Genomic DNA, 17,545 nt, shown 5'->3' with positions numbered 1-17,545 from the left:
TTCCGGTGGGAACCGGATGGCGCTCAGCATCAGCGATTTTCCGCACAAGTGTCAAACTAAATTTTTAGTAATTGGAAGATTCGTAGCGGATAAGGCCGGAAAACATCCTTGGTTGCCAATTTGTGAATTCGTTGTAAGCTGCACTGGTAATTACAAAAAATTCTACAGATTAACGCGGTTTCGACCGTCGAATACCGCTTGGACGAATGAGGATATGCAATGTCCCAGAGTCTATTGAAATACACGCGAGTACTCGAAATCGTGGGGGATACGATCAAAGTTCGAGTGCCGTTTGAGGGGGCCTCGGACGCGACGGTCCGGTTCAACGATCTTGCCGTGATCGAGACGGTTGATGGGCATAAAACCCTGGCGCAGGCGATCTTCATCGACCGGGACGTGGTGACGCTGCAGGTGTTTTCGGGGACCAAGGGTATATCGACCGAAGCCACGGCGACTTTCCTCGGACATCCGATGCAGACACCTTATTCAGCCAATATTCTGGGCCGTGTGTTCGACGGGGCGGGGGTGGTGATCGATGGCGGACCAGACCTGACAGCAGAACCCCGAATCGATATTGGCGGGCCGACGGTCAATCCGGCTGAGCGCGCGGTGCCCAACAAGATGATCCGAACCGATGTGCCGATGATCGACGTGTTCAACACATTGGTTGAAAGCCAGAAAATCCCGATCTTCTCGGTCTCGGGCGAGCCGTTTAACGCATTCCTCAGCCGAATCGGCATTCAGGCAGATGCCGATATCGTGGTGTTCGGGGGGCTGGGGCTGATCTTTGACGATTACCACACGTTCCGCACCTCATTCGAGGATGCAGGGGTGTTCTCGCGCACAGTGATGTTTGTCAATCAGGCGATGGACCCGCTGGTTGAGCGTCTATTGGTGCCTGACATGGCACTGGCCGTGGCCGAGAAATTCGCGGTGGAGGAAGGCAAGCGCGTGCTGGTCCTGCTGACCGACATGACCGCCTTTGCCGACGCGATGAAGGAGGTCGGCATCAGCCAAGAACGTGTTCCCTCGCAACGCGGCTATATGGGTGATCTCTATTCGCAACTGGCGCGACGTTATGAGAAAGCCTGTGACTATGCCAAAGGGGGGTCGGTCACGGTGCTGACCGTGACGACGATGCCGGGCAATGATGTGACCCATCCTGTGCCGGACAACACGGGCTATATTACAGAAGGGCAGTTCTATCTGCATTCCGGGGTAATTGACCCGTTCGGCAGCCTGTCGCGCCTTAAGCAGAACGTGATCGGCAAGACCACGCGCGAAGATCACGGTCAGATCATGAACACGATGATCCGGTTCTATTCCGAAAGCCGCGATGCCGCGCAGAAACAGGCGATGGCCTTTGATCTGTCGGATTACGATCACCAGTTGCTGAAATTCGGCGCGCTGTTCCGCAAGCGCTTCATGGATATCAACGTCTCGATCCCGCTGGAAGAGGCGTTGGATCTGGGCTGGAAAACACTGGCCGAGTGTTTCCGGTCGGAACAGTTGCTGATGAAGCAGACCTTGATCGACAAATACTTTCCAAAGGATGGTGATGGCGCGGTTGCAGCTGAATAAATCGTCGCTGGCCCGCCAGCAGATACAGCTGAAAAGCTATGAGCGGTTCCTGCCGTCGCTGGACCTGAAACGCCAGCAATTGATGGCCGAACGCGTCAAAGCCCGCGAAGACGTGCGTCGCTTGGAAGAAGAGGTCAAGGAACTGGCGCAACAGGTGGGGGCAAAGCTGCCGATGTTGGCGCAACAGGGCGTCGATCTGGATGGGTTGGTCGAACTCAAGGACTACAAGATCAAAGAGGTTAATGTCGTGGGCGTCAAGATGCCCGCACTGGACCGGATCGAAGTCGCTGTGCGCCCGTACTCCATGTTGGCCAAACCCCACTGGGTCGATGCGGCGGCGCGGTTACTACACGACATGATCGAGGCGCGCTTGCGCGTCAAAGTGGCCAAAGAACGGGTTAAGATTTTCGACAAGGCTGTCGCTACCATAACGCAACGGGTGAACCTGTTCGAAAAGGTCCTGATCCCGCGTGCCAAGACCAATATCAAGAAAATCCGCATCTATCTGAGCGATGAACAAATGCAGGCCGTGGTGCGCTCGAAGATATCCAAGCGCAAACATGCGCAGGAGGCGGCGTCATGAGTGTTGCGCGCCTCAAGAAGATGTCGCTGGTCGGTCCTGCGGTTTCAAAGAGGCCGACGCTTGAGGCGTTGCAGGAATTGGGATGTATGCACGTCCTGCCGCTGGCGCCGCCCCCAGCGGAGCCCGAAAAAATCAGCGAACGTGGTGCAAGAGATGCCTATAAGGCATTGCGTTTCCTCGCAGATGTGCCTGAACCGCGCCGCCAGATTCAGCGTTATCCAGACTTTGACATGGACCGGTTCGTCGAAAACGTGCTGGACCTCATGCAGCGCACGCGCGACATGTCGGACCGGCGGGACTTTCTGGCCAATCGGATTTCGCAGGTGCGGCCTTGGGGAGATTTGGATTTTCCCCCCGATGACGTTTTGGCGGGCAACCGGTTGTGGTTTTATCAACTGCCGCTGAAACACCGCGACGCACTCTCTGATTTGGTACTGCCTTGGGCAATTCTGGAGCAGAACCATCGCTTTATCTATGCGGTCCTGATTGCCTCGGACGAACCCGCTGATGACATCCTGCCGGTTCCGCGTACCCACACCGGGTCCTTGCCCATCCACGAGCTTGAGGCCCAATTGGAAGAGGCCGAGATCGCCATCGAAGCGCTTGAGGCAGAACGGGTGGCGCAGACCCGTTACCTGACATTGATGCGCCGGAACCTGTCGGTTGCCGAAAGCGCAGCTGAGCTGGCTCATGCAACGCAGAAGGTCCGGGATGAAGAGGCGATGTTTGCCCTGCAAGGCTGGGTGCCCGAGGATCGAGTCGATGCCGTGCTCAAGCTGGCCAGTGCCAAAGATGCCGCTGTTCTGATCGAAGAACCTGCCCCGGATGACACGCCGCCGACTTTGTTGGAGCAACCGGAAAAACGCAGCGCTGCTGTGGATTTGGCGCTGTTTTATCAAGTGCCCGGTTATCAGGATTGGGACCCGAGTGTCATAGTCTCGGCCTCGTTTGCGTTCTTCTTCGCGATGATCGTGGCGGACGCAGGATACGGTGCCGTGATCCTGTTGGGCCTGCTGCTGTTCTGGAAGAGGATGGCAGGCTCGGTCGAGCAACGATCGTGGCGCCGTTACGGGCTGATCGTCTCGGGCGCGACCGTCGTGTACGGCGTTCTGGTCGGCAGCTATTTCGGGGTGTCTCCGGCTGAAGGGTCGATCTTTGGCAAACTCAAACTGCTCGATCTGAACAATTTCGGCGCCATGATGATGGTGTCGATTGTTGTGGGTGTCCTACACTTGGTTCTGGCCAACGCGCTGGCGGCCCGTGCGGCTTGGGGGCAACGCAAGGCGATTGCCAATCTGGGGTGGATTGCAGCGTTGATCGGTGGGTTTGTCCTGTGGCTCAGCTATATGAAGGGAAATTCCCCGACGCCGGGTGCAGTGATCCTGATTGTCGGTGTTCTGGCGATCCTGTTCTTCTCAAGCGAACGGCTGATCAAAAAGCCGCTAGACTGGCTATGGCGCTTGATTGACGGCATCCAGGCGCTGGCCGGTGCGATGGGCGCTTTCGGTGATGTACTTAGTTACATGCGCCTGTTTGCCCTAGGATTGGCCTCGGCCTCACTGGCGATCACCTTCAACGATTTGGCCATGTCTGTGATCCACGCACTTAAAGGGCCGGGCATTCTGTTCGGCCTGCTGATCCTGATCATTGGCCATATCCTGAACTTCGCCCTCGCGATGATGAGCGGCGTCGTTCACGGATTACGTCTCAATTACATCGAATTCTTTAAATGGGGTCTGCCGGGCGAAGGCATTGTCTTTCGCCCGTTCGCCCGCAAGGAGGTTCAGGAATGAATGAGCTTGTTCTGACATTGGGTTGGCTGGGCATTTACGCGCCCATGGCGCTGGGCGCGGCGGCAAGTGCCATTGGATGTTCCATCGCGGGCATGGCCAGTATCGGCGCGATGACCGAAACCGAAGGCGGCTATGGCCGGTTTATCGGTGTCTCGGCCTTCCCCTCGACCATGGTGATTTATGGTATCGTCATCATGTTCACCCTGAACCGCGATGTGACCCCTGAAAACGCCGGTGGGCTGTTCGGGATCGGTATCCTGTCCGGCATCGCGCTGATGTATTGTGGGATCTGGCAGGGCCGGGCCTGCGCCGCTGCGATCAACGCGACCAAGGAAAAGCCTGAAATCTTCGGCCTGTCGCTGGCGCCCGCCGCGATCATCGAAGGTTTTGGTGTCTTTGCCTTTGTCTTTGCCCTGGTCATCAGCGCGGGGATCAGCTGATGGCACAGGATGGCATGATTTCGCACGGCGTGGACGCGCTTATCGATAAGCTGCGCAACGACGGGGTCGCTGCTGGACAGGCGGACGCGGAAAAGCTGCGTGCCGACGCCAAGGCCGAGGCTGCAAAGATATTGGCCGACGCAAGGCGTGAGGCGGATGAGTATCAGAAGAAGGCCCGCAGCGATTCTGACAACTACCGCGCGGCGGGTGAAGAAGCTTTGAACACTGCCATGCGTGACGCGGTTCTGACCATGAAGGCGGGTCTCACTGATCGGTTTCGCGAAGATGTCGAACGGCTGGTTACAAAGGAAATGGCGGACCCGAGCCTGTTGAAACAAATGATCCTCGAAGTGGTAGGGCGCGCCGCTGCCGAGGCACATCTGGACGGCAAGGTTCAGGTTATACTACCTGCCAAAGTCGCCACGCAGGAGGATATCAAGCAGAACGCGGATGACATTCAAACCGGCAAGCTGACGAAATACGTGTTGGGTCTGACCGCCGAGATGTTGCGCGAACAGGTTGAATTGCACGCAGCGGACGATGCGCAGGACGGTATCCGTGTCCGGGCCGAGGATCAGGGGGTGGTGCTGGACCTGACTGACAAGGCCGTGGCATCGTTGTTGATGGCGCACCTTCAGCCCCGCTTCCGCGCCGTATTGGAAGGCGTGATCCGCTAAGATGCCGGACCCTGACGCCTATATCTCGCTGGTCAGCAGCTTGCCGGGTTCTGAGCGGCTGTTCATTGCTAAACAACCGCCCCTGTCGCGGCTGCGGCTGGAGCGCCGCCTTAAGGTGCTGACGCCCGAAGATGCGCGTGTTTTGAAGATGTTGGAGCACGCTCTGAATTGGGGTGACTATGATATGGATGTCACCGATGCGCAGGCGATTCAACGCTGCAAAGAGGTGCTGCGCGACATTCAGCAGCCAACCCTGCGCGACCTTTTCCTTGAACGAATAGACCTGCGCACAGCCGTTGCCGCCCTGCGCCTGCGAAAGCAGGGGGGTGGTGCACCTTCCGCGTCGTTTGGGATGGGGCGCTGGGCGCGGCACATCCCGGCAAACTGGGCCGACCCGACCTTCAAGCTGGACGGCCCGATGCCCTGGATCAGAGAGGCCAAGCAATTGCTTGAGGCCGAAGATCCGCTGGGGCTGGAACGGTTGCTGTTATCGGTCAGCCATACGCAATTGAAACGGCACGCGGCCCGCCATCTGTTCGATTTCGAGGCGGTGACAATCTACGTCCTGATCTGGAACATTTTCGATCGCTGGGCGCAAAGCAATGCGCAAGAAGCGGCCGCAAGATTTGAACGTCTGGCGCAGCAGGCCATGGCCGATGCCGCCGAGATCGAATTTGATGGAGCACACCCATGACAGCCCCTACCCAAGCCACGCAGACCGCCACCGCCCGCGTCGTCTCGGTGCAGGAGGGGTTGGTGCAGATTCAGGCCAACCATGACGCCTCGGGTCAGCCCGGGCAGTTGGTCAAGAACGAGGTGGTTTTCATCCTGCCCACGCGACCGGCCCCGGGCGGGCGGCAGGAGCGGCTGAAGGCCGAAGTGTTGCGCGTGCGCGGCGACACGGCGGATGTGCAGGTTTACGAAAGCACCGATGGGGTCGCCGTGGGCGATCCGGTCGAGCAATCGGGACAACTATTGTCGGTTGAACTTGCCCCGGGTTTGTTGGGGCAGGTGTTTGACGGTTTGCAGTCGCCCCTGCCCAAAGTGGCCGCGGAGTATGGCACTTTCCTGCCACGTGGCGCTGACGTGGCGCCGTTGGATACGCAGGCCAAGTGGTCATTCACGCCGTCAGTGAAAGTGGGGGATACGGTCACTGCAGGCGACAGTATCGGGACCGTCCCTGAGGGGCATTTCAACCATAAGATCATGCTGCCGTTCAATTGGGTAGGCGACTACAAAGTCGTTTGGGTTCAGAAAGGGGCTGCCACGATCCACGACATCGTCGCGCGGCTTGAGGATGCGCAGGGCGGTGAACACACGCTAACCCTGTCGCAGAAATGGCCGGTGCGGCGACCCTTGCCCGAAAGCGTCCTGAAGCGTGCGCTGTCCGAGCGACTTTATCCGACCGAACCCGTGCTGACGTCTCAGCGCCTGATCGACACGTTCTTTCCCATTGCGCGCGGTGGAACGGCGTGTATCCCGGGGCCGTTTGGGGCGGGTAAAACCGTGCTGCAAAACCTGATCGCTCGGAATGCCAAGGTGGATATCGTGATCGTCGTCGCCTGCGGCGAGCGTGCGGGTGAAGTGGTTGAGACGATCCATGAATTCCCCAAGATGACCGATCCAACAACGGGCGGCAGCCTGATGGATCGTACGATCATCATCTGCAACACCTCGTCGATGCCGGTCGCGGCGCGCGAAGCATCCATCTTCACCGGCATCACTCTGGGTGAGTATTACCGCCAGATGGGGTACGACGTTATGTTGATCGCCGACAGCACCAGCCGCTGGGCGCAGGCGATGCGCGAAACATCCGGCAAGCTTGAGGAAATTCCCGGAGAGGAGGGCTTCCCGGCTTATCTGGAAAGCTCGATCAAGGGGCTGTACGAACGCGCAGGTGCGATGAAAACCAATGATGGGGATTTGGGCAGCCTGACTCTGATCGGCACCGTTTCACCCGCTGGCGGCAACTTTGACGAGCCGGTCACGCAATCAACCTTGTCGACCGTCAAGTGCTTTCTCGGCCTGTCTTCGGAACGGGCCTACAAGCGGTTCTATCCGGCAGTCGATCCCATGCTCAGTTGGTCGCGCTATACCGATCAGCTGTCGGATTGGTACGACAAAAACGCCGAGCCGGGTTGGACTGGCAAAGTGCGCGACCTGATTGAATTGATCGAAAAGGGTGAACAGGTCGATCAGATGATGCAGGTGACGGGCGAAGAGGGCGTGACGATCGAAGACTTCGTCACGCAGCAAAAAGCTCTGTTTGTAGACATGGTCTATCTGCAGCAGGACGCGTTCGATAAGGTGGACGCGACCGTTCCGCTTGAGCGGCAGAAGATGACCTTCAAGCTTGTCTATGACGTGACGCAGTCCAAAGCCGGGTTCGCCGACAAGGCCGAGGTGCGGAAGATCTTTACGCAGCTGACCGGATTGATGAAAAACTTCCACTACGCGGCGGAAAACACGCCGGAATTCAAATTGATCTGGGGGCAGATTCAGGATTTGTGTCGCGAGAAGTTCGGGATTTAAGGCGGAAAATGGCAGCCCGTAGGGGAATCGAACCCCTCTTTCCAGGTTGAAAACCTGGCGTCCTAACCGATAGACGAACGGGCCATTTGGTCCAAACAAGCACAAGTGGCAGCCCGTAGGGGAATCGAACCCCTCTTTCCAGGTTGAAAACCTGGCGTCCTAACCGATAGACGAACGGGCCACGCTGGCTTGTGGAGGGCCTTTTACGGTTTACCTCAGACCCCCGCAAGCCGAAAAATGCAGAGATGTGAAAGTTTTTTGGAGGCAGCAGAACAGGCTTCAGCCTGCCTCGGCCGCATCTTCCAGCCTCAATTGTATGCTTTGACGTCCGCCCCACGTATTGACCTCAAGCCGGCCGGCAAAATGGAACCGAGCACCGCCATGATTGGACAGTTTTTCCCCCATTGGTCCGTCGAACGCACCGAATGCAATGGCGTCCAGTCCGGCGCTCATGCCGTCCGAGAGTGAAAGCTTCAGGTGGGATTCGCCGACGCGTTTGGCAAAGCGCACCTGTAGATCGGGCAATGCGTATCGCGGGGCAGGGGCGCTGGCGCCGAACGGGCCTGCTTTTTCGATCTGTTCGATCAGGTCAACCGTGGCTGCCCCGGGCATCAGGGCACCATCCAGTTTCAGATCCGCTGGGCCGCTGTCGCCCGCGCCCTGTTTCGCCAGCAATTCGCTAAGCCGCTCCATCGCGGGTTCCAGTTGATCGCGCATCACGGTCAACCCGGCAGCCATCTTGTGACCACCGCCTTTGACCAGCAGACCCTCGGACGCCAACCGCTGGATCGAAGCTCCCAAATCCACGCCCGAGACTGAACGGCCTGAACCTTTGCCCTCATCCCCGTCAAAGCCGATCACGATGGCCGGGCGGTTGGCCGTCTCTTTCAGTCGGGACGCCACAATTCCCACGACACCCGGATGCCAGCCTTCACCTGCCGCCCAAACCAACGGGGCTTCCAGACCGCGTTCCTCGGCCTGTTCCATCACCGCCGCACGAACTGCGTTTTCAATGTCACGGCGCTCTGTATTCAACGCATCCAGACGTTCGGACAAGGCCTGCGCCTCGTGCAGCGAGTCGGTGCTCAGCAGGCGTGCGCCCAGATCGGCCTGACCGATCCGACCGCCCGCATTCACACGGGGGCCCAGCAGGAAACCCAGGTGATAGCTGTTTGGCGCCGTATCCATACGTGAGACATCGGCCAAAGCGACAAGACCAGGGCGCTGCCGCTGCGCCATGACTTTAAGGCCTTGTCGAACCAGGGCGCGGTTGGCCTCGATCAACGGTGCCACATCGGCCACGGTGGCCAGCGCCACCAGATCCAGCAGGGCGATCAGATCGGGCCCTTTCGTGCCCGCCGCACGCAGCTGCCGCCCGGCTTCGACCAACATGAGGAAAACAACCCCTGCCGCGCAAAGGTAACCCAAGTCGCCACTTTCATCCTGCCGGTTCGGATTCACGACAGCGACGCAGTCGGGCAGGGTTTCTCCGCCAAGGTGGTGATCCAGCACGATCACATCCGCACCCCTGGCTGCCGCAATCGGCTCGTGGCTAAGGGTGCCGCAATCGACGCAAATGATCAGGTCATGAGAGGCCGCCAAATCCTGCATGGCGGGAACATTGGGGCCATACCCTTCGTCAATCCGGTCAGGCACATAGAGCGTCGCCTGCAAGCCCGCCTGCCGTAGCCAGACGAGCAGCAAGGCGGCAGAGCTGCCTCCGTCCACGTCGTAATCCGCGAACACTGCGATCTTCTGGCGTTTGTGGACTGCATCCAGAAACCGCGCCGCCGCAACTTCCATATCTTTCAACGCGCGAGGATCGGGCAGCAACTCTTTGAGTTTGGGGTCCAGGAAACTTTGCGCCTCCAAAACCGGCACGCCACGGCGGGCCAGAACCTGACACACCGCACGCGGCAGGTCGGTCTGTTGTGCCATCATCTCGGCGGCTCGCTCGACATCTGCACCGGGGCCGACCCAACGCCGCCCTGTCAACGATTGCTCTACCCCAAGAAAACTCATCTCTCGCCTTTCATGCGCCAAGGCCGGACCCTTGCGGACCCGGCCTCTTCATCTTTTCAGAAATACTCTCGCCGAAGGCAACGGCGCAAGCCGTTACGCTTTGTCGTGCGGCCAGGTTGGCGTGCGATAGGACATGCGGCGCACCGACCCGGTTTTCGACCGCATCAACAGCGTGGTGGTTTCAACCCAGCCCGGCTCGCGCTTGATACGCGGCAGCAGCGAACCGCCCGTAACACCGGTTGCGGCAAAAATGACGTCAGCAGTCACCATCTCATCGCGCGCATAGACACGGTCCAAGTCGGTGATTCCAGCTTTGGCGGCACGGCCGCGTTCGTCATCATTGCGGAACAACAGGCGACCAAAGATCTGACCGCCCATGCATTTCAGCGCTGCAGCAGCCAGAACACCCTCGGGCGCGCCACCTTGGCCCATATACATATCGATGCCGGTCACTTCGCTTTCAGCGCAGTGCATGACACCTGCCACGTCACCATCGGTGATCAGACGGATCGAGGCACCGGTCTCGCGCACTTCGGCGATCATCGCTTCGTGGCGCGGGCGTTCCAGAATACAAACGGTAATGTCGGCAGGCTTGCAATCCTTGGCCTTGGCCAATGCCTCGACGCGCTCACGCGGCGACATGTCCAGATTGACCACACCTTCCGGCAGGCCTGGGCCAACGGCCAGCTTGTCCATGTAAACGTCCGGCGCATGCAGCATCGAGCCGCGCGGTCCCATGGCGATCACAGTCAGAGCGTTGGGCATGTCCTTGGCGGTCAGCGTGGTGCCTTCCAGCGGGTCCAGCGCAATGTCGACACCGGGTCCGGTGCCGGTACCAACCTCTTCGCCGATATACAGCATCGGCGCCTCGTCACGCTCGCCCTCGCCGATAACAACGACACCTGCGATGTCCAGCAGGTTCAGCTGTTCGCGCATCGCGTTCACGGCAGCCTGGTCAGCCGCTTTCTCATCGCCGCGGCCCACCAGCGAGGCCGAGGCCAGCGCAGCCTGTTCTGCCACCCTTGCCAGCCCCAGAGACAGCAGGCGGTCGTTAAAATCGGTCTTGGCAGCACTCATCGTTCAGTATCCTCTGGTCAGTAAAGTCGTTTCTACCGGCATAGCTTGCGTTTCATACAGGCCGCAAGATCAAACCTCTTCAATCCGCAGCGCAACGGGGGTGCCCGCAACCACATCCGTTTCACGGAAACCGTCCAGCGCGACGTTCAACGCAGCGCGGGTGGCTTTGTGGGTGACGATCAGCACAGGCGCCGTGCTTTCGGCATGCGCATACTGGCGCATCCGATCGATCGAAACTCCGGCGTCACCCAGAATGGCCGCAACCTTTGCCAGAGCACCGGGTTTGTCCAACAGGCCAAGCCGCAAATAGTAGGGCGCAGGCAGGCCGGTGACTGCGGGCTTGGCGGCTTCAAGCGAAGTGGCAGGTCGGCCAAAGGTCGGGATTTGCAGCCCGCGCGCCAAATCGCAAACGTCGCCCATCACCGCGCTGGCCGTCGGGCCTTCGCCTGCTCCGGGGCCGCGCAGAACAACCTGTTCAACCGCGTCGCCTTCAATCACCACCATGTTGGTGCCGCCTTCCAGCTGACCCAGTGGCGAGTCGCTGGGCACCAGGCAGGGCTGCATACGCTGCTCCAGCCCGCGCGCAGTGCGCTGCGCCACGCCGAGCAGTTTGATGCGGAAGCCCATATCCTCGGCCTGATCGATATCGTCCAGACTGATGTGCTGAATGCCTTCAATCTCGATCCCGTCGAAATTCGGCTTGGTGCCAAAAGCAATCGAGGCCAGCAATGCCAGTTTATGTGCAGCATCGATGCCGCCCACATCCAGATTCGGGTCGGCCTCAAGATAGCCAAGTTCGGCGCATTCATCGAACAGGGCGTTATAGCCCTGACGCTGTGATTGCATCCGGGTCAGGATGTAGTTGCAGGTGCCGTTCATCACCCCCATGACGCGGGTGATTTCGTTACCGGCCAGCCCTTCTGTCAGGGATTTGATCACCGGAATGCCGCCAGCGACTGCGGCCTCAAACCGGATAACACGCCCCGCGGCCTCGGCCTGTTCTGCCAGTTCCTGTCCGTGAATGGCCAGCAATGCTTTGTTGGCGGTTACGACATCCTTGCCGCTGGCCAAAGCAGCTTCGACCGAGGCTTTGGCCGGGCCGTTTTCGCCGCCCATCAGTTCGACATAGACATCGATATCGTCGCGTTTCGCCAGCGCAACCGGGTCGGTTTCCCACGCATAGTCCGACAGGTTCACGCCACGATCTTTGTTGGGGTCCCGCGCAGAGACTGCCACGATCTCAATCGACCGGCCCATGCGCGCCTTCAACAATTCTGCATGTCGGCGGACAATCTTGACGACACCCACGCCGACAGTTCCCAAGCCCGCAATTCCGAGCCGCAGCGCCTGTGTCATGTCGTGGGTTCCTTTCCGCTCGAAACTTATCTGAATTCGGACGGTTGTCCGGTCAGCGCTGCCTTAGCGGGTTCAAGCACAGGGTGCAATCCGTCACCGGGGATTGTGGCCGTGAATCGTGACGCTTTAGTTGGTTTGCGCGTTTTGCAGCGCTTCCGCCTTTTGCGCCAGCGCCTCGCTGCGCTGTGTCAGTTCTTCTTCTACCTCGGCGGCCTGGCTGACGGGGTCGATCGCAGGCCCCAACGTTTCCTGCAACGGGACAAGGCGCGGGTAGGGGGCCGATTTTACCGAGGCGGGTTCACTGCCTTCAAGCTCGGGAAAATCTGCACATCCGGCAAATAGAAGAATAAGGGGCAGAACAGGCAGCAGTTTCATGTAGCGGGCTTTTCTATGTCACACGTCCCATCGTGATGCACCTTTTACCGACTTCGATCAAGCGGGGTTCTATATGAACATTTGTTCAGATACTGTGGGGCATGGCTCGAACTCAAGGCTCCCATTCTGATATCACAGGTCCGCGTATCCGCAAGGCGGCCCTGAACCTGTTTGCCCGCCATGGCTATGCGGCGGTCTCGATGCGACAGATCGCGAAAGAGGTCGGCGTACAGGCAGGGGCGTTGTACAACTATACGCCGGACAAGCAGAGTTTGCTTTATCGTTTGATGCGCGAACATATGCAGGACCTGCTTTCAGCACTGGGCGCTTTGGAGCGCGGCGATGACGCCGGGGAGGCGTTGCGCCAGTTTGTCGGCTTTCACATTCGCTTCCATTTGCAGCGCCCGGATGAGGTGTTCATCGCCTATATGGAGTTGCGCAACCTCTCACCCGAGAACTTTGCCGAAATCGAAGACTTGCGGCGTCAGTATGAAAACGCGTTGGAAGACATCCTTCACCAAGGGCAACAGGCCGGTCAGTTTGTGATTTCAGACACCAAGATCGCCACACTTGCGGTGATTGCCATGTTGAATGGTGTGATGACCTGGTACCGGTCTGGTGGCCGATTGTCTCTGGACGAAGTTGAACAGATATATTGGAGCATGGTGCACAAGGCAGTGACGGCCTGACAGGGTCAGACCGTCACAATGTTAGTGCGCAGGGCGAATGAAGGTCCCGTTGCGCAGCTCTCGAAACGCTTGTTCCAGTTCCGCCCGCGTGTTCATCACAATCGGACCATGCCACGCGACGGGCTCATCGATCGGAGCACCCGAGATCAGCAGAAACCGCACGCCTTCGGGGCCAGCCTGAACAGTGATCTCGTCACCTGTGCCAAAACGAACAAGAGTGCGGTCGCCCGACATATCCCGGATGTTGACCTCTTGCCCGGCGACTTCTTTTTCAAGCAACACACCGGTCGGTTGAGATGCGTCCGCAAAAGCTGCCTGACCTTGAAACACATAGGCAAAGGCGCGGCGGTAAGTGTCTATACGGAAAATCTTTTTCACACCCGCCGGGACAGAGATGTCCAGATATTGCGGGTCTGCTGCGATGCCGTCCACAGGTCCGGTTTTGCCCCAGAACTCTCCAACAATCACCCGCACGGTCGTGCCGTCGTCGTCGGTGACTTCGGGGATGTCCTTGCTTTGAACATCCTGATATCGCGGAGCAGTCATCTTCTGGTCCGAGGGCAGGTTGCCCCACAGCTGGAACCCGTGCATCTGACCCGATGTGTTTCCGTGCGGCATCTCCTGATGCAGGATACCAGACCCCGCAGTCATCCATTGCACGTCGCCAGCCCCCAAAGTGCCTGTGTTGCCCAGCGAATCCGAATGCTCGACCGATCCGGCCAGCACATAGGTGATCGTCTCAATCCCCCGATGCGGATGCCAGGGAAACCCAGCCTGATAGTCCTGCGGTCGCTCGTTTCTGAAATCATCGAACAGCAGGAAGGGATCCAGTTCGGACGGGTCCTGAAACCCGAACGCGCGGTGAAGTTTCACGCCAGCCCCTTCCATTGTCGGGACGGCTTTGCGTGTTTCCAGTGTTGGTCTAAGGGACATGAGAGCCTCCGGTTCGTATGACCAGCATGTAACCCCTGCGTGAATGCAGTCAATTTGCGCAAAGTAACCGAACCTGTGCAAATTTGCGATACTACCAAGCCTCTGTTGTTTCCGATTCAAAGTGGCTACATCGAACGGGACGAAACAGGAGATATTCATGCAGGACGAAGTGCTGGCAACGATTAAGGCATCATCCCCCAGACGGTGGGCCGGGGTAGGGATGCTGACAATGGTCGGTGCGCTGGTTACCTACGTCGCTCTGGCATCACCGCCCGAGCCGGTATGGCAAGTGTTTCTGTTCGTCGTTGGCGGTGCTTCTCTCTGGCTGGCGCTTAGCGTCTGGCGCGCCACAGAAGACTATATTGAGCTGACACGCACGGAACTGCGCACAGGGTCGGGTCAGATCATTTCCCAAGTGGCCGATATTGAAGCGGTAGATCGCGGCGTGTTCGCCTTCAAACCTTCAAATGGCTTTCTGGTTCGCACAAGGCATAAAGCAGCGAACACATGGGCACCGGGGCTGTGGTGGCGGATTGGTCACCGGGTAGGCGTGGGCGGCATGACATCTGCCGCCGAGGCCAAATTCATGTCCGAAATCTTATCCGGTATTATCGCAGACGAACGGGGCCTTCGCTAGGTTGCAGGATATTCTGTTGGTAAAGCGAGGGCGGGTGAAAACGAAGTTGTCAAAGTTGATACCCGTCGCGAAATCCCAACCCGGTTTGAACGTCGGGATATACTCATTCGAGGTTTCGACCAGAATAACCGTGTCCGTATTCGGCATCGGCGGCAAGCGATTTTTTATTTCGTGAATGGTGTTGTTGTCCCACGCAGTTTTATAGCCACGTACAGTCGACCAACGCACTTTGTGTTTATCCGCGTCTTCATCGTATTCGAGCAGCGATATCCGCATTTTCACTTCAGACCGGTTGTTGATCATCTTGCCGGCCAAGTCGTGCAGCGAGTCGAAATACACATCGGTCACAGCTTGCGTTTCGCGCGAGATCAGATCGCTGATCGTATAGGCAGCCTTCAGATTTGACGCACTTTGCCGAAAACCTTCAAAAGCGGTAAACGTGAACGTGATGGTCCAAAGCATCAGCGGGAAGATCATAATGGCTTCGACGGTCAGAATCCCGCTTTCGTCTTTCCTGAAGGCCTTGATGCGGTTTTTCAAATTCCTGAGTACAGTCATGATCTTAAATCGGCTCCTGTACGAATGCTGTTGTTGCGGACACTGAATAATGGCCGGATTCGTCTGGGACAGCTTTTGCAATGACCGACGTTTCGAGAATTGGTTTGATACGCAGGCAGGCCCGCAAGATCATCAGTTCATTGGACTGGCCACTTTTGAAGTCCAGCACAGGTTTGGGATCTTCAGAGGCGTCAGTGCAGGGGGGCTTGGGAGAGAGGACGATGCCCTTAAACGCATCCTGTTTAAGCATTTGCAGGCGCAAGTTGCTTTCACAGTTCTGAATGCCGGAAACATTGCAGATCCGGTTCTTGATATCGTCATGGTCCCAGTTGGTGCCTGTACCCAGTCGAATGTCCCGAACAACCAGGTCAACACCACGTTCCAGCGCGGCGTGCTGCATCGTGATGACGGACAATTCGCCGCCAGCGACAAGAAGCGCCAGAAACCACGGTATCAGCATGACAAATTCGATCGTCGCGTTTCCGGACTCGGAGCGCTTTAAACGGCGGAGTTTTGACAGGGATTTCCGGATCATTGGGTCAACCTCAGCTTGCGGATTGACGATGCAATGGACTCGAACGCTGTTTCCAAATGCAGGCCGCTTACGTTGTAAACATGGCTATCCGAGCTCGCGCAGGACTTGATAGTGTTCAGGCCGCTGGTCGGAGCTTCGAAGGCGATACCGTAGATGATCACACCTTTGATTTTGGCCGCGCCGCAGATGTTGGCAGTACGCGTGTTCTTTGTGGACGAGCCCACTGAATCCCGCAGATTCCAGTACCAGTTATTTTCATGGTTATTCTGCCAGTAGAAGTTGTTTTTGGCGTTCCACCACAGCGATGCCCGATTGAACAAATCAGGATAGGTCATGCGAACAGCGGTTCCGACCTCTTCGTTCGACGGGTTTTCGTTTTCCGGGTTGCCGAACGGATGATCGGCTGTGACGTAGCTTCCACCATTATTTTCAGTGTGCTGCATCCAGACCCAGCGATCCGGATTGCGGGAATAGCGAATGCTGTATTCACCTTTTTCCCCATTACCCCGATCATATTCAGGGTTGAACCAGACTTCTGTTAGCCCACTTCGAACCGACGGGTCCAACATGTATTGGGTCGTGTTTTGCCCGTCGGTCATAACGATTACGACCTTCAGAACGTCCGAGTTAAAGGATTCCGGGCGTGCCGCGAATTTGGCAGGAACTTTACCTTCTTCAGCCAGCTTGTCGACAACCGGCTGGAATGTCGGGTCCAGAACGCCGACACCCCATTTCATGCCCACGTCAATAGAAGTGTTACCGCTGGCGGTCAGGGCATCAATGCGTTGGTGCAGGTAAGTTACGTTGTCGGTTACTGGTGTGATTTCACTGCCAGCGCGCACTGGGCATACGAAATATGCCGGGTTCGGTTCTCCATCGGTGTATACGCCGTTTACATACGCACTGTTGTACCGCCACGGATCAAAATGACCGGTGCGCTGATAGAACGCTTGCGGGTCAAGCGTCACATTCCCAAAATGTCCGGAGGTGAAGTCTACGCAGTGCGAATAGTTATGCTCGGACGTGACATTCGTAAATTTGCCCAGGATGTCCTGACCCGCGTTGACCTGCGTCGCGTAGGGAATAATCGACATCGAGATTTTTGTTTCGCCGGTCTTCTCAAGCATCAGTGTGACAAATTCTTTGGCAGCTTCCCTGAGCACCTCGATTTTTGTTTTGCCGGGCGTTGCCGAAGATCTGGTCATCGAGCCTGACATGTCCAGAACAAGCGAAATTTCGACCGACCCGATGGATTCTTCGGCTGCACTGCCAGCCACGATACCCAGTTCTGTGACCTTGCCGAACCGCAGATAGCGCGTCGGGACAACCGCGTCGGCAGTTGCGGACACTTTCCGAGAGCCGAACCCCTCAACGACGGTTACCTTTTTCTCAAGATGACCCAGTCCGGCTTTATCCATGTACGCTTCGACCACCTGCAGGGGCGGAAGCTTCTGGTCAAGGTCTGCCGCCGCAAGTACCGCGCGGTCCAGAGTGGACTGGAGGCTTGCACGGTCGCGTTCATATCTCATGACATCCATTGCCATGCCGGTGATCGCGAGCATCAGGACCACCATAAACAGCACGAAAATAGTAAAAGTGCCGTCTTCTTCTTTGGCAAACCGCCGCAACTCGGAAACCTTGCGCTTCGGCATCGAGCCGTCTTCGTGAAGCGAGAATTTTATCATTTTGATCACTCCGCTTCGCACATAGTATGCGTGCGACATAGAAAAGAAATTTGGGTTAAATTTAATTTTCAA

Annotated in this window: 17 protein-coding genes and 2 tRNA genes; 9 read left to right on the top strand and 10 right to left on the bottom strand. The window is 57.7% G+C overall.

Annotated elements, in window-relative coordinates; all coding sequences use genetic code 11:
* Positions 1 to 219 precede the first annotated feature (219 nt).
* Genes ACR0LF_RS04915 through ACR0LF_RS04885 form a run of 7 tightly spaced genes read left to right on the top strand, consistent with a single transcriptional unit; the run spans position 220 to position 7,606 of the window.
* Positions 220 to 1,581 carry a V-type ATP synthase subunit B gene (locus ACR0LF_RS04915; protein ID WP_480575810.1) on the top strand — a complete coding sequence of 454 codons (1,362 nt, stop codon included), beginning with the start codon at positions 220 to 222 and terminating at the stop codon, positions 1,579 to 1,581.
* A complete protein-coding gene (locus ACR0LF_RS04910; protein WP_480856063.1) occupies positions 1,568 to 2,164 on the top strand; it encodes a V-type ATP synthase subunit D in 597 nt (198 codons plus the stop codon). Before ACR0LF_RS04915 ends, ACR0LF_RS04910 begins: the two co-directional genes overlap by 14 nt.
* Complete coding sequence (locus ACR0LF_RS04905) at positions 2,161 to 3,957, top strand: V-type ATP synthase subunit I (RefSeq protein ID WP_480575804.1); 1,797 nt, start codon at positions 2,161 to 2,163, stop codon at positions 3,955 to 3,957. The genes ACR0LF_RS04910 and ACR0LF_RS04905 overlap by 4 nt, the downstream gene beginning before the upstream one ends.
* On the top strand, positions 3,954 to 4,397 hold the full coding sequence (locus ACR0LF_RS04900; protein ID WP_480575801.1) for an ATP synthase subunit C: 444 nt from the start codon (positions 3,954 to 3,956) through the stop codon (positions 4,395 to 4,397). Before ACR0LF_RS04905 ends, ACR0LF_RS04900 begins: the two co-directional genes overlap by 4 nt.
* Entirely contained in the window at positions 4,397 to 5,074 is a 678-nt protein-coding gene (locus ACR0LF_RS04895) for a hypothetical protein (RefSeq protein WP_480575798.1), read from the top strand. The genes ACR0LF_RS04900 and ACR0LF_RS04895 overlap by 1 nt, the downstream gene beginning before the upstream one ends.
* Position 5,075: 1 nt before the next feature.
* Positions 5,076 to 5,768 carry a hypothetical protein gene (locus tag ACR0LF_RS04890; RefSeq protein WP_480575795.1) on the top strand — a complete coding sequence of 231 codons (693 nt, stop codon included), beginning with the start codon at positions 5,076 to 5,078 and terminating at the stop codon, positions 5,766 to 5,768.
* Positions 5,765 to 7,606 carry a V-type ATP synthase subunit A gene (locus tag ACR0LF_RS04885; protein ID WP_480575792.1) on the top strand — a complete coding sequence of 614 codons (1,842 nt, stop codon included), beginning with the start codon at positions 5,765 to 5,767 and terminating at the stop codon, positions 7,604 to 7,606. The genes ACR0LF_RS04890 and ACR0LF_RS04885 overlap by 4 nt, the downstream gene beginning before the upstream one ends.
* A 9-nt stretch (positions 7,607 to 7,615) precedes the next feature.
* Here ACR0LF_RS04885 and ACR0LF_RS04880 read toward each other — a convergent pair.
* The 6 genes from ACR0LF_RS04880 to ACR0LF_RS04855 form a co-directional block, all read right to left on the bottom strand.
* A tRNA-Glu gene (locus ACR0LF_RS04880) sits at positions 7,616 to 7,690 on the bottom strand.
* A 22-nt stretch (positions 7,691 to 7,712) separates the two neighbouring features.
* Positions 7,713 to 7,787 (bottom strand) — tRNA-Glu (locus ACR0LF_RS04875).
* A 98-nt stretch (positions 7,788 to 7,885) separates the two neighbouring features.
* Complete coding sequence (gene recJ, locus ACR0LF_RS04870) at positions 7,886 to 9,628, bottom strand: single-stranded-DNA-specific exonuclease RecJ (RefSeq protein ID WP_480575788.1); 1,743 nt, start codon at positions 9,626 to 9,628, stop codon at positions 7,886 to 7,888.
* A gap of 93 nt (positions 9,629 to 9,721) precedes the next feature.
* Positions 9,722 to 10,705 carry a class II fructose-bisphosphatase gene (gene glpX / locus ACR0LF_RS04865; protein ID WP_480575785.1) on the bottom strand — a complete coding sequence of 328 codons (984 nt, stop codon included), beginning with the start codon at positions 10,703 to 10,705 and terminating at the stop codon, positions 9,722 to 9,724.
* A gap of 69 nt (positions 10,706 to 10,774) precedes the next feature.
* Positions 10,775 to 12,061: a homoserine dehydrogenase gene (locus tag ACR0LF_RS04860; RefSeq protein ID WP_480575782.1), complete on the bottom strand. Its 1,287-nt coding sequence runs from the start codon at positions 12,059 to 12,061 to the stop codon at positions 10,775 to 10,777.
* A gap of 126 nt (positions 12,062 to 12,187) precedes the next feature.
* Positions 12,188 to 12,436, bottom strand: coding sequence for a hypothetical protein (locus ACR0LF_RS04855; protein ID WP_480575779.1), 249 nt, complete (start codon positions 12,434 to 12,436; stop codon positions 12,188 to 12,190).
* A gap of 101 nt (positions 12,437 to 12,537) precedes the next feature.
* On the opposite strand from ACR0LF_RS04855, the gene ACR0LF_RS04850 reads away from it, so the two are divergent.
* Positions 12,538 to 13,125, top strand: coding sequence for a TetR/AcrR family transcriptional regulator (locus ACR0LF_RS04850; protein WP_480575776.1), 588 nt, complete (start codon positions 12,538 to 12,540; stop codon positions 13,123 to 13,125).
* Positions 13,126 to 13,146: 21 nt separating this feature from the next.
* Here the strand turns inward: ACR0LF_RS04850 and ACR0LF_RS04845 are convergent, their stop codons facing one another.
* On the bottom strand, positions 13,147 to 14,058 hold the full coding sequence (locus tag ACR0LF_RS04845) for a pirin family protein (RefSeq protein WP_480575773.1): 912 nt from the start codon (positions 14,056 to 14,058) through the stop codon (positions 13,147 to 13,149).
* Between the two features lie 157 nt (positions 14,059 to 14,215).
* Between ACR0LF_RS04845 and ACR0LF_RS04840 the strand changes: the two genes are divergently transcribed.
* Positions 14,216 to 14,695, top strand: coding sequence for a hypothetical protein (locus ACR0LF_RS04840; protein WP_480575770.1), 480 nt, complete (start codon positions 14,216 to 14,218; stop codon positions 14,693 to 14,695).
* On the opposite strand, the gene ACR0LF_RS04835 is transcribed toward ACR0LF_RS04840, so the two are convergent.
* The 3 genes from ACR0LF_RS04835 to ACR0LF_RS04825 are packed head-to-tail and all read right to left on the bottom strand — an operon-like array spanning position 14,657 to position 17,473.
* Positions 14,657 to 15,253: a TadE/TadG family type IV pilus assembly protein gene (locus tag ACR0LF_RS04835; protein ID WP_480575767.1), complete on the bottom strand. Its 597-nt coding sequence runs from the start codon at positions 15,251 to 15,253 to the stop codon at positions 14,657 to 14,659. The genes ACR0LF_RS04840 and ACR0LF_RS04835 overlap by 39 nt on opposite strands.
* A gap of 4 nt (positions 15,254 to 15,257) precedes the next feature.
* Positions 15,258 to 15,788: a TadE/TadG family type IV pilus assembly protein gene (locus ACR0LF_RS04830; protein ID WP_480856061.1), complete on the bottom strand. Its 531-nt coding sequence runs from the start codon at positions 15,786 to 15,788 to the stop codon at positions 15,258 to 15,260.
* Positions 15,785 to 17,473 (bottom strand): Tad domain-containing protein, encoded by a 1,689-nt coding sequence (locus ACR0LF_RS04825; RefSeq protein WP_480575761.1) that lies wholly within the window; start codon positions 17,471 to 17,473, stop codon positions 15,785 to 15,787. The genes ACR0LF_RS04830 and ACR0LF_RS04825 overlap by 4 nt, the downstream gene beginning before the upstream one ends.
* Between the last annotated feature and the right edge of the window lie 72 nt (positions 17,474 to 17,545).

This window comes from Ruegeria sp. E8, assembly GCF_056533985.1.
This window is presented reverse-complemented; position numbering and strand designations above follow the sequence as displayed.

What these genes read in the sequence shown, in the direction of transcription:
- ACR0LF_RS04915 (WP_480575810.1), top strand. Translation starts at nt 220, where the DNA reads ATGTCCCAGAGTCTATTGAAATACACGCGAGTACTCGAAATCGTGGGG.
- ACR0LF_RS04905 (WP_480575804.1), top strand. Translation starts at nt 2,161, where the DNA reads ATGAGTGTTGCGCGCCTCAAGAAGATGTCGCTGGTCGGTCCTGCGGTT.
- ACR0LF_RS04900 (WP_480575801.1), top strand. Translation starts at nt 3,954, where the DNA reads ATGAATGAGCTTGTTCTGACATTGGGTTGGCTGGGCATTTACGCGCCC.
- ACR0LF_RS04895 (WP_480575798.1), top strand. Translation starts at nt 4,397, where the DNA reads ATGGCACAGGATGGCATGATTTCGCACGGCGTGGACGCGCTTATCGAT.
- ACR0LF_RS04890 (WP_480575795.1), top strand. Translation starts at nt 5,076, where the DNA reads ATGCCGGACCCTGACGCCTATATCTCGCTGGTCAGCAGCTTGCCGGGT.
- ACR0LF_RS04885 (WP_480575792.1), top strand. Translation starts at nt 5,765, where the DNA reads ATGACAGCCCCTACCCAAGCCACGCAGACCGCCACCGCCCGCGTCGTC.
- recJ (WP_480575788.1), bottom strand. Translation starts at nt 9,628, where the DNA reads ATGAGTTTTCTTGGGGTAGAGCAATCGTTGACAGGGCGGCGTTGGGTC.
- glpX (WP_480575785.1), bottom strand. Translation starts at nt 10,705, where the DNA reads ATGAGTGCTGCCAAGACCGATTTTAACGACCGCCTGCTGTCTCTGGGG.
- ACR0LF_RS04860 (WP_480575782.1), bottom strand. Translation starts at nt 12,061, where the DNA reads ATGACACAGGCGCTGCGGCTCGGAATTGCGGGCTTGGGAACTGTCGGC.
- ACR0LF_RS04855 (WP_480575779.1), bottom strand. Translation starts at nt 12,436, where the DNA reads ATGAAACTGCTGCCTGTTCTGCCCCTTATTCTTCTATTTGCCGGATGT.
- ACR0LF_RS04850 (WP_480575776.1), top strand. Translation starts at nt 12,538, where the DNA reads ATGGCTCGAACTCAAGGCTCCCATTCTGATATCACAGGTCCGCGTATC.
- ACR0LF_RS04845 (WP_480575773.1), bottom strand. Translation starts at nt 14,058, where the DNA reads ATGTCCCTTAGACCAACACTGGAAACACGCAAAGCCGTCCCGACAATG.
- ACR0LF_RS04840 (WP_480575770.1), top strand. Translation starts at nt 14,216, where the DNA reads ATGCAGGACGAAGTGCTGGCAACGATTAAGGCATCATCCCCCAGACGG.
- ACR0LF_RS04835 (WP_480575767.1), bottom strand. Translation starts at nt 15,253, where the DNA reads ATGACTGTACTCAGGAATTTGAAAAACCGCATCAAGGCCTTCAGGAAA.
- ACR0LF_RS04830 (WP_480856061.1), bottom strand. Translation starts at nt 15,788, where the DNA reads ATGATCCGGAAATCCCTGTCAAAACTCCGCCGTTTAAAGCGCTCCGAG.
- ACR0LF_RS04825 (WP_480575761.1), bottom strand. Translation starts at nt 17,473, where the DNA reads ATGATAAAATTCTCGCTTCACGAAGACGGCTCGATGCCGAAGCGCAAG.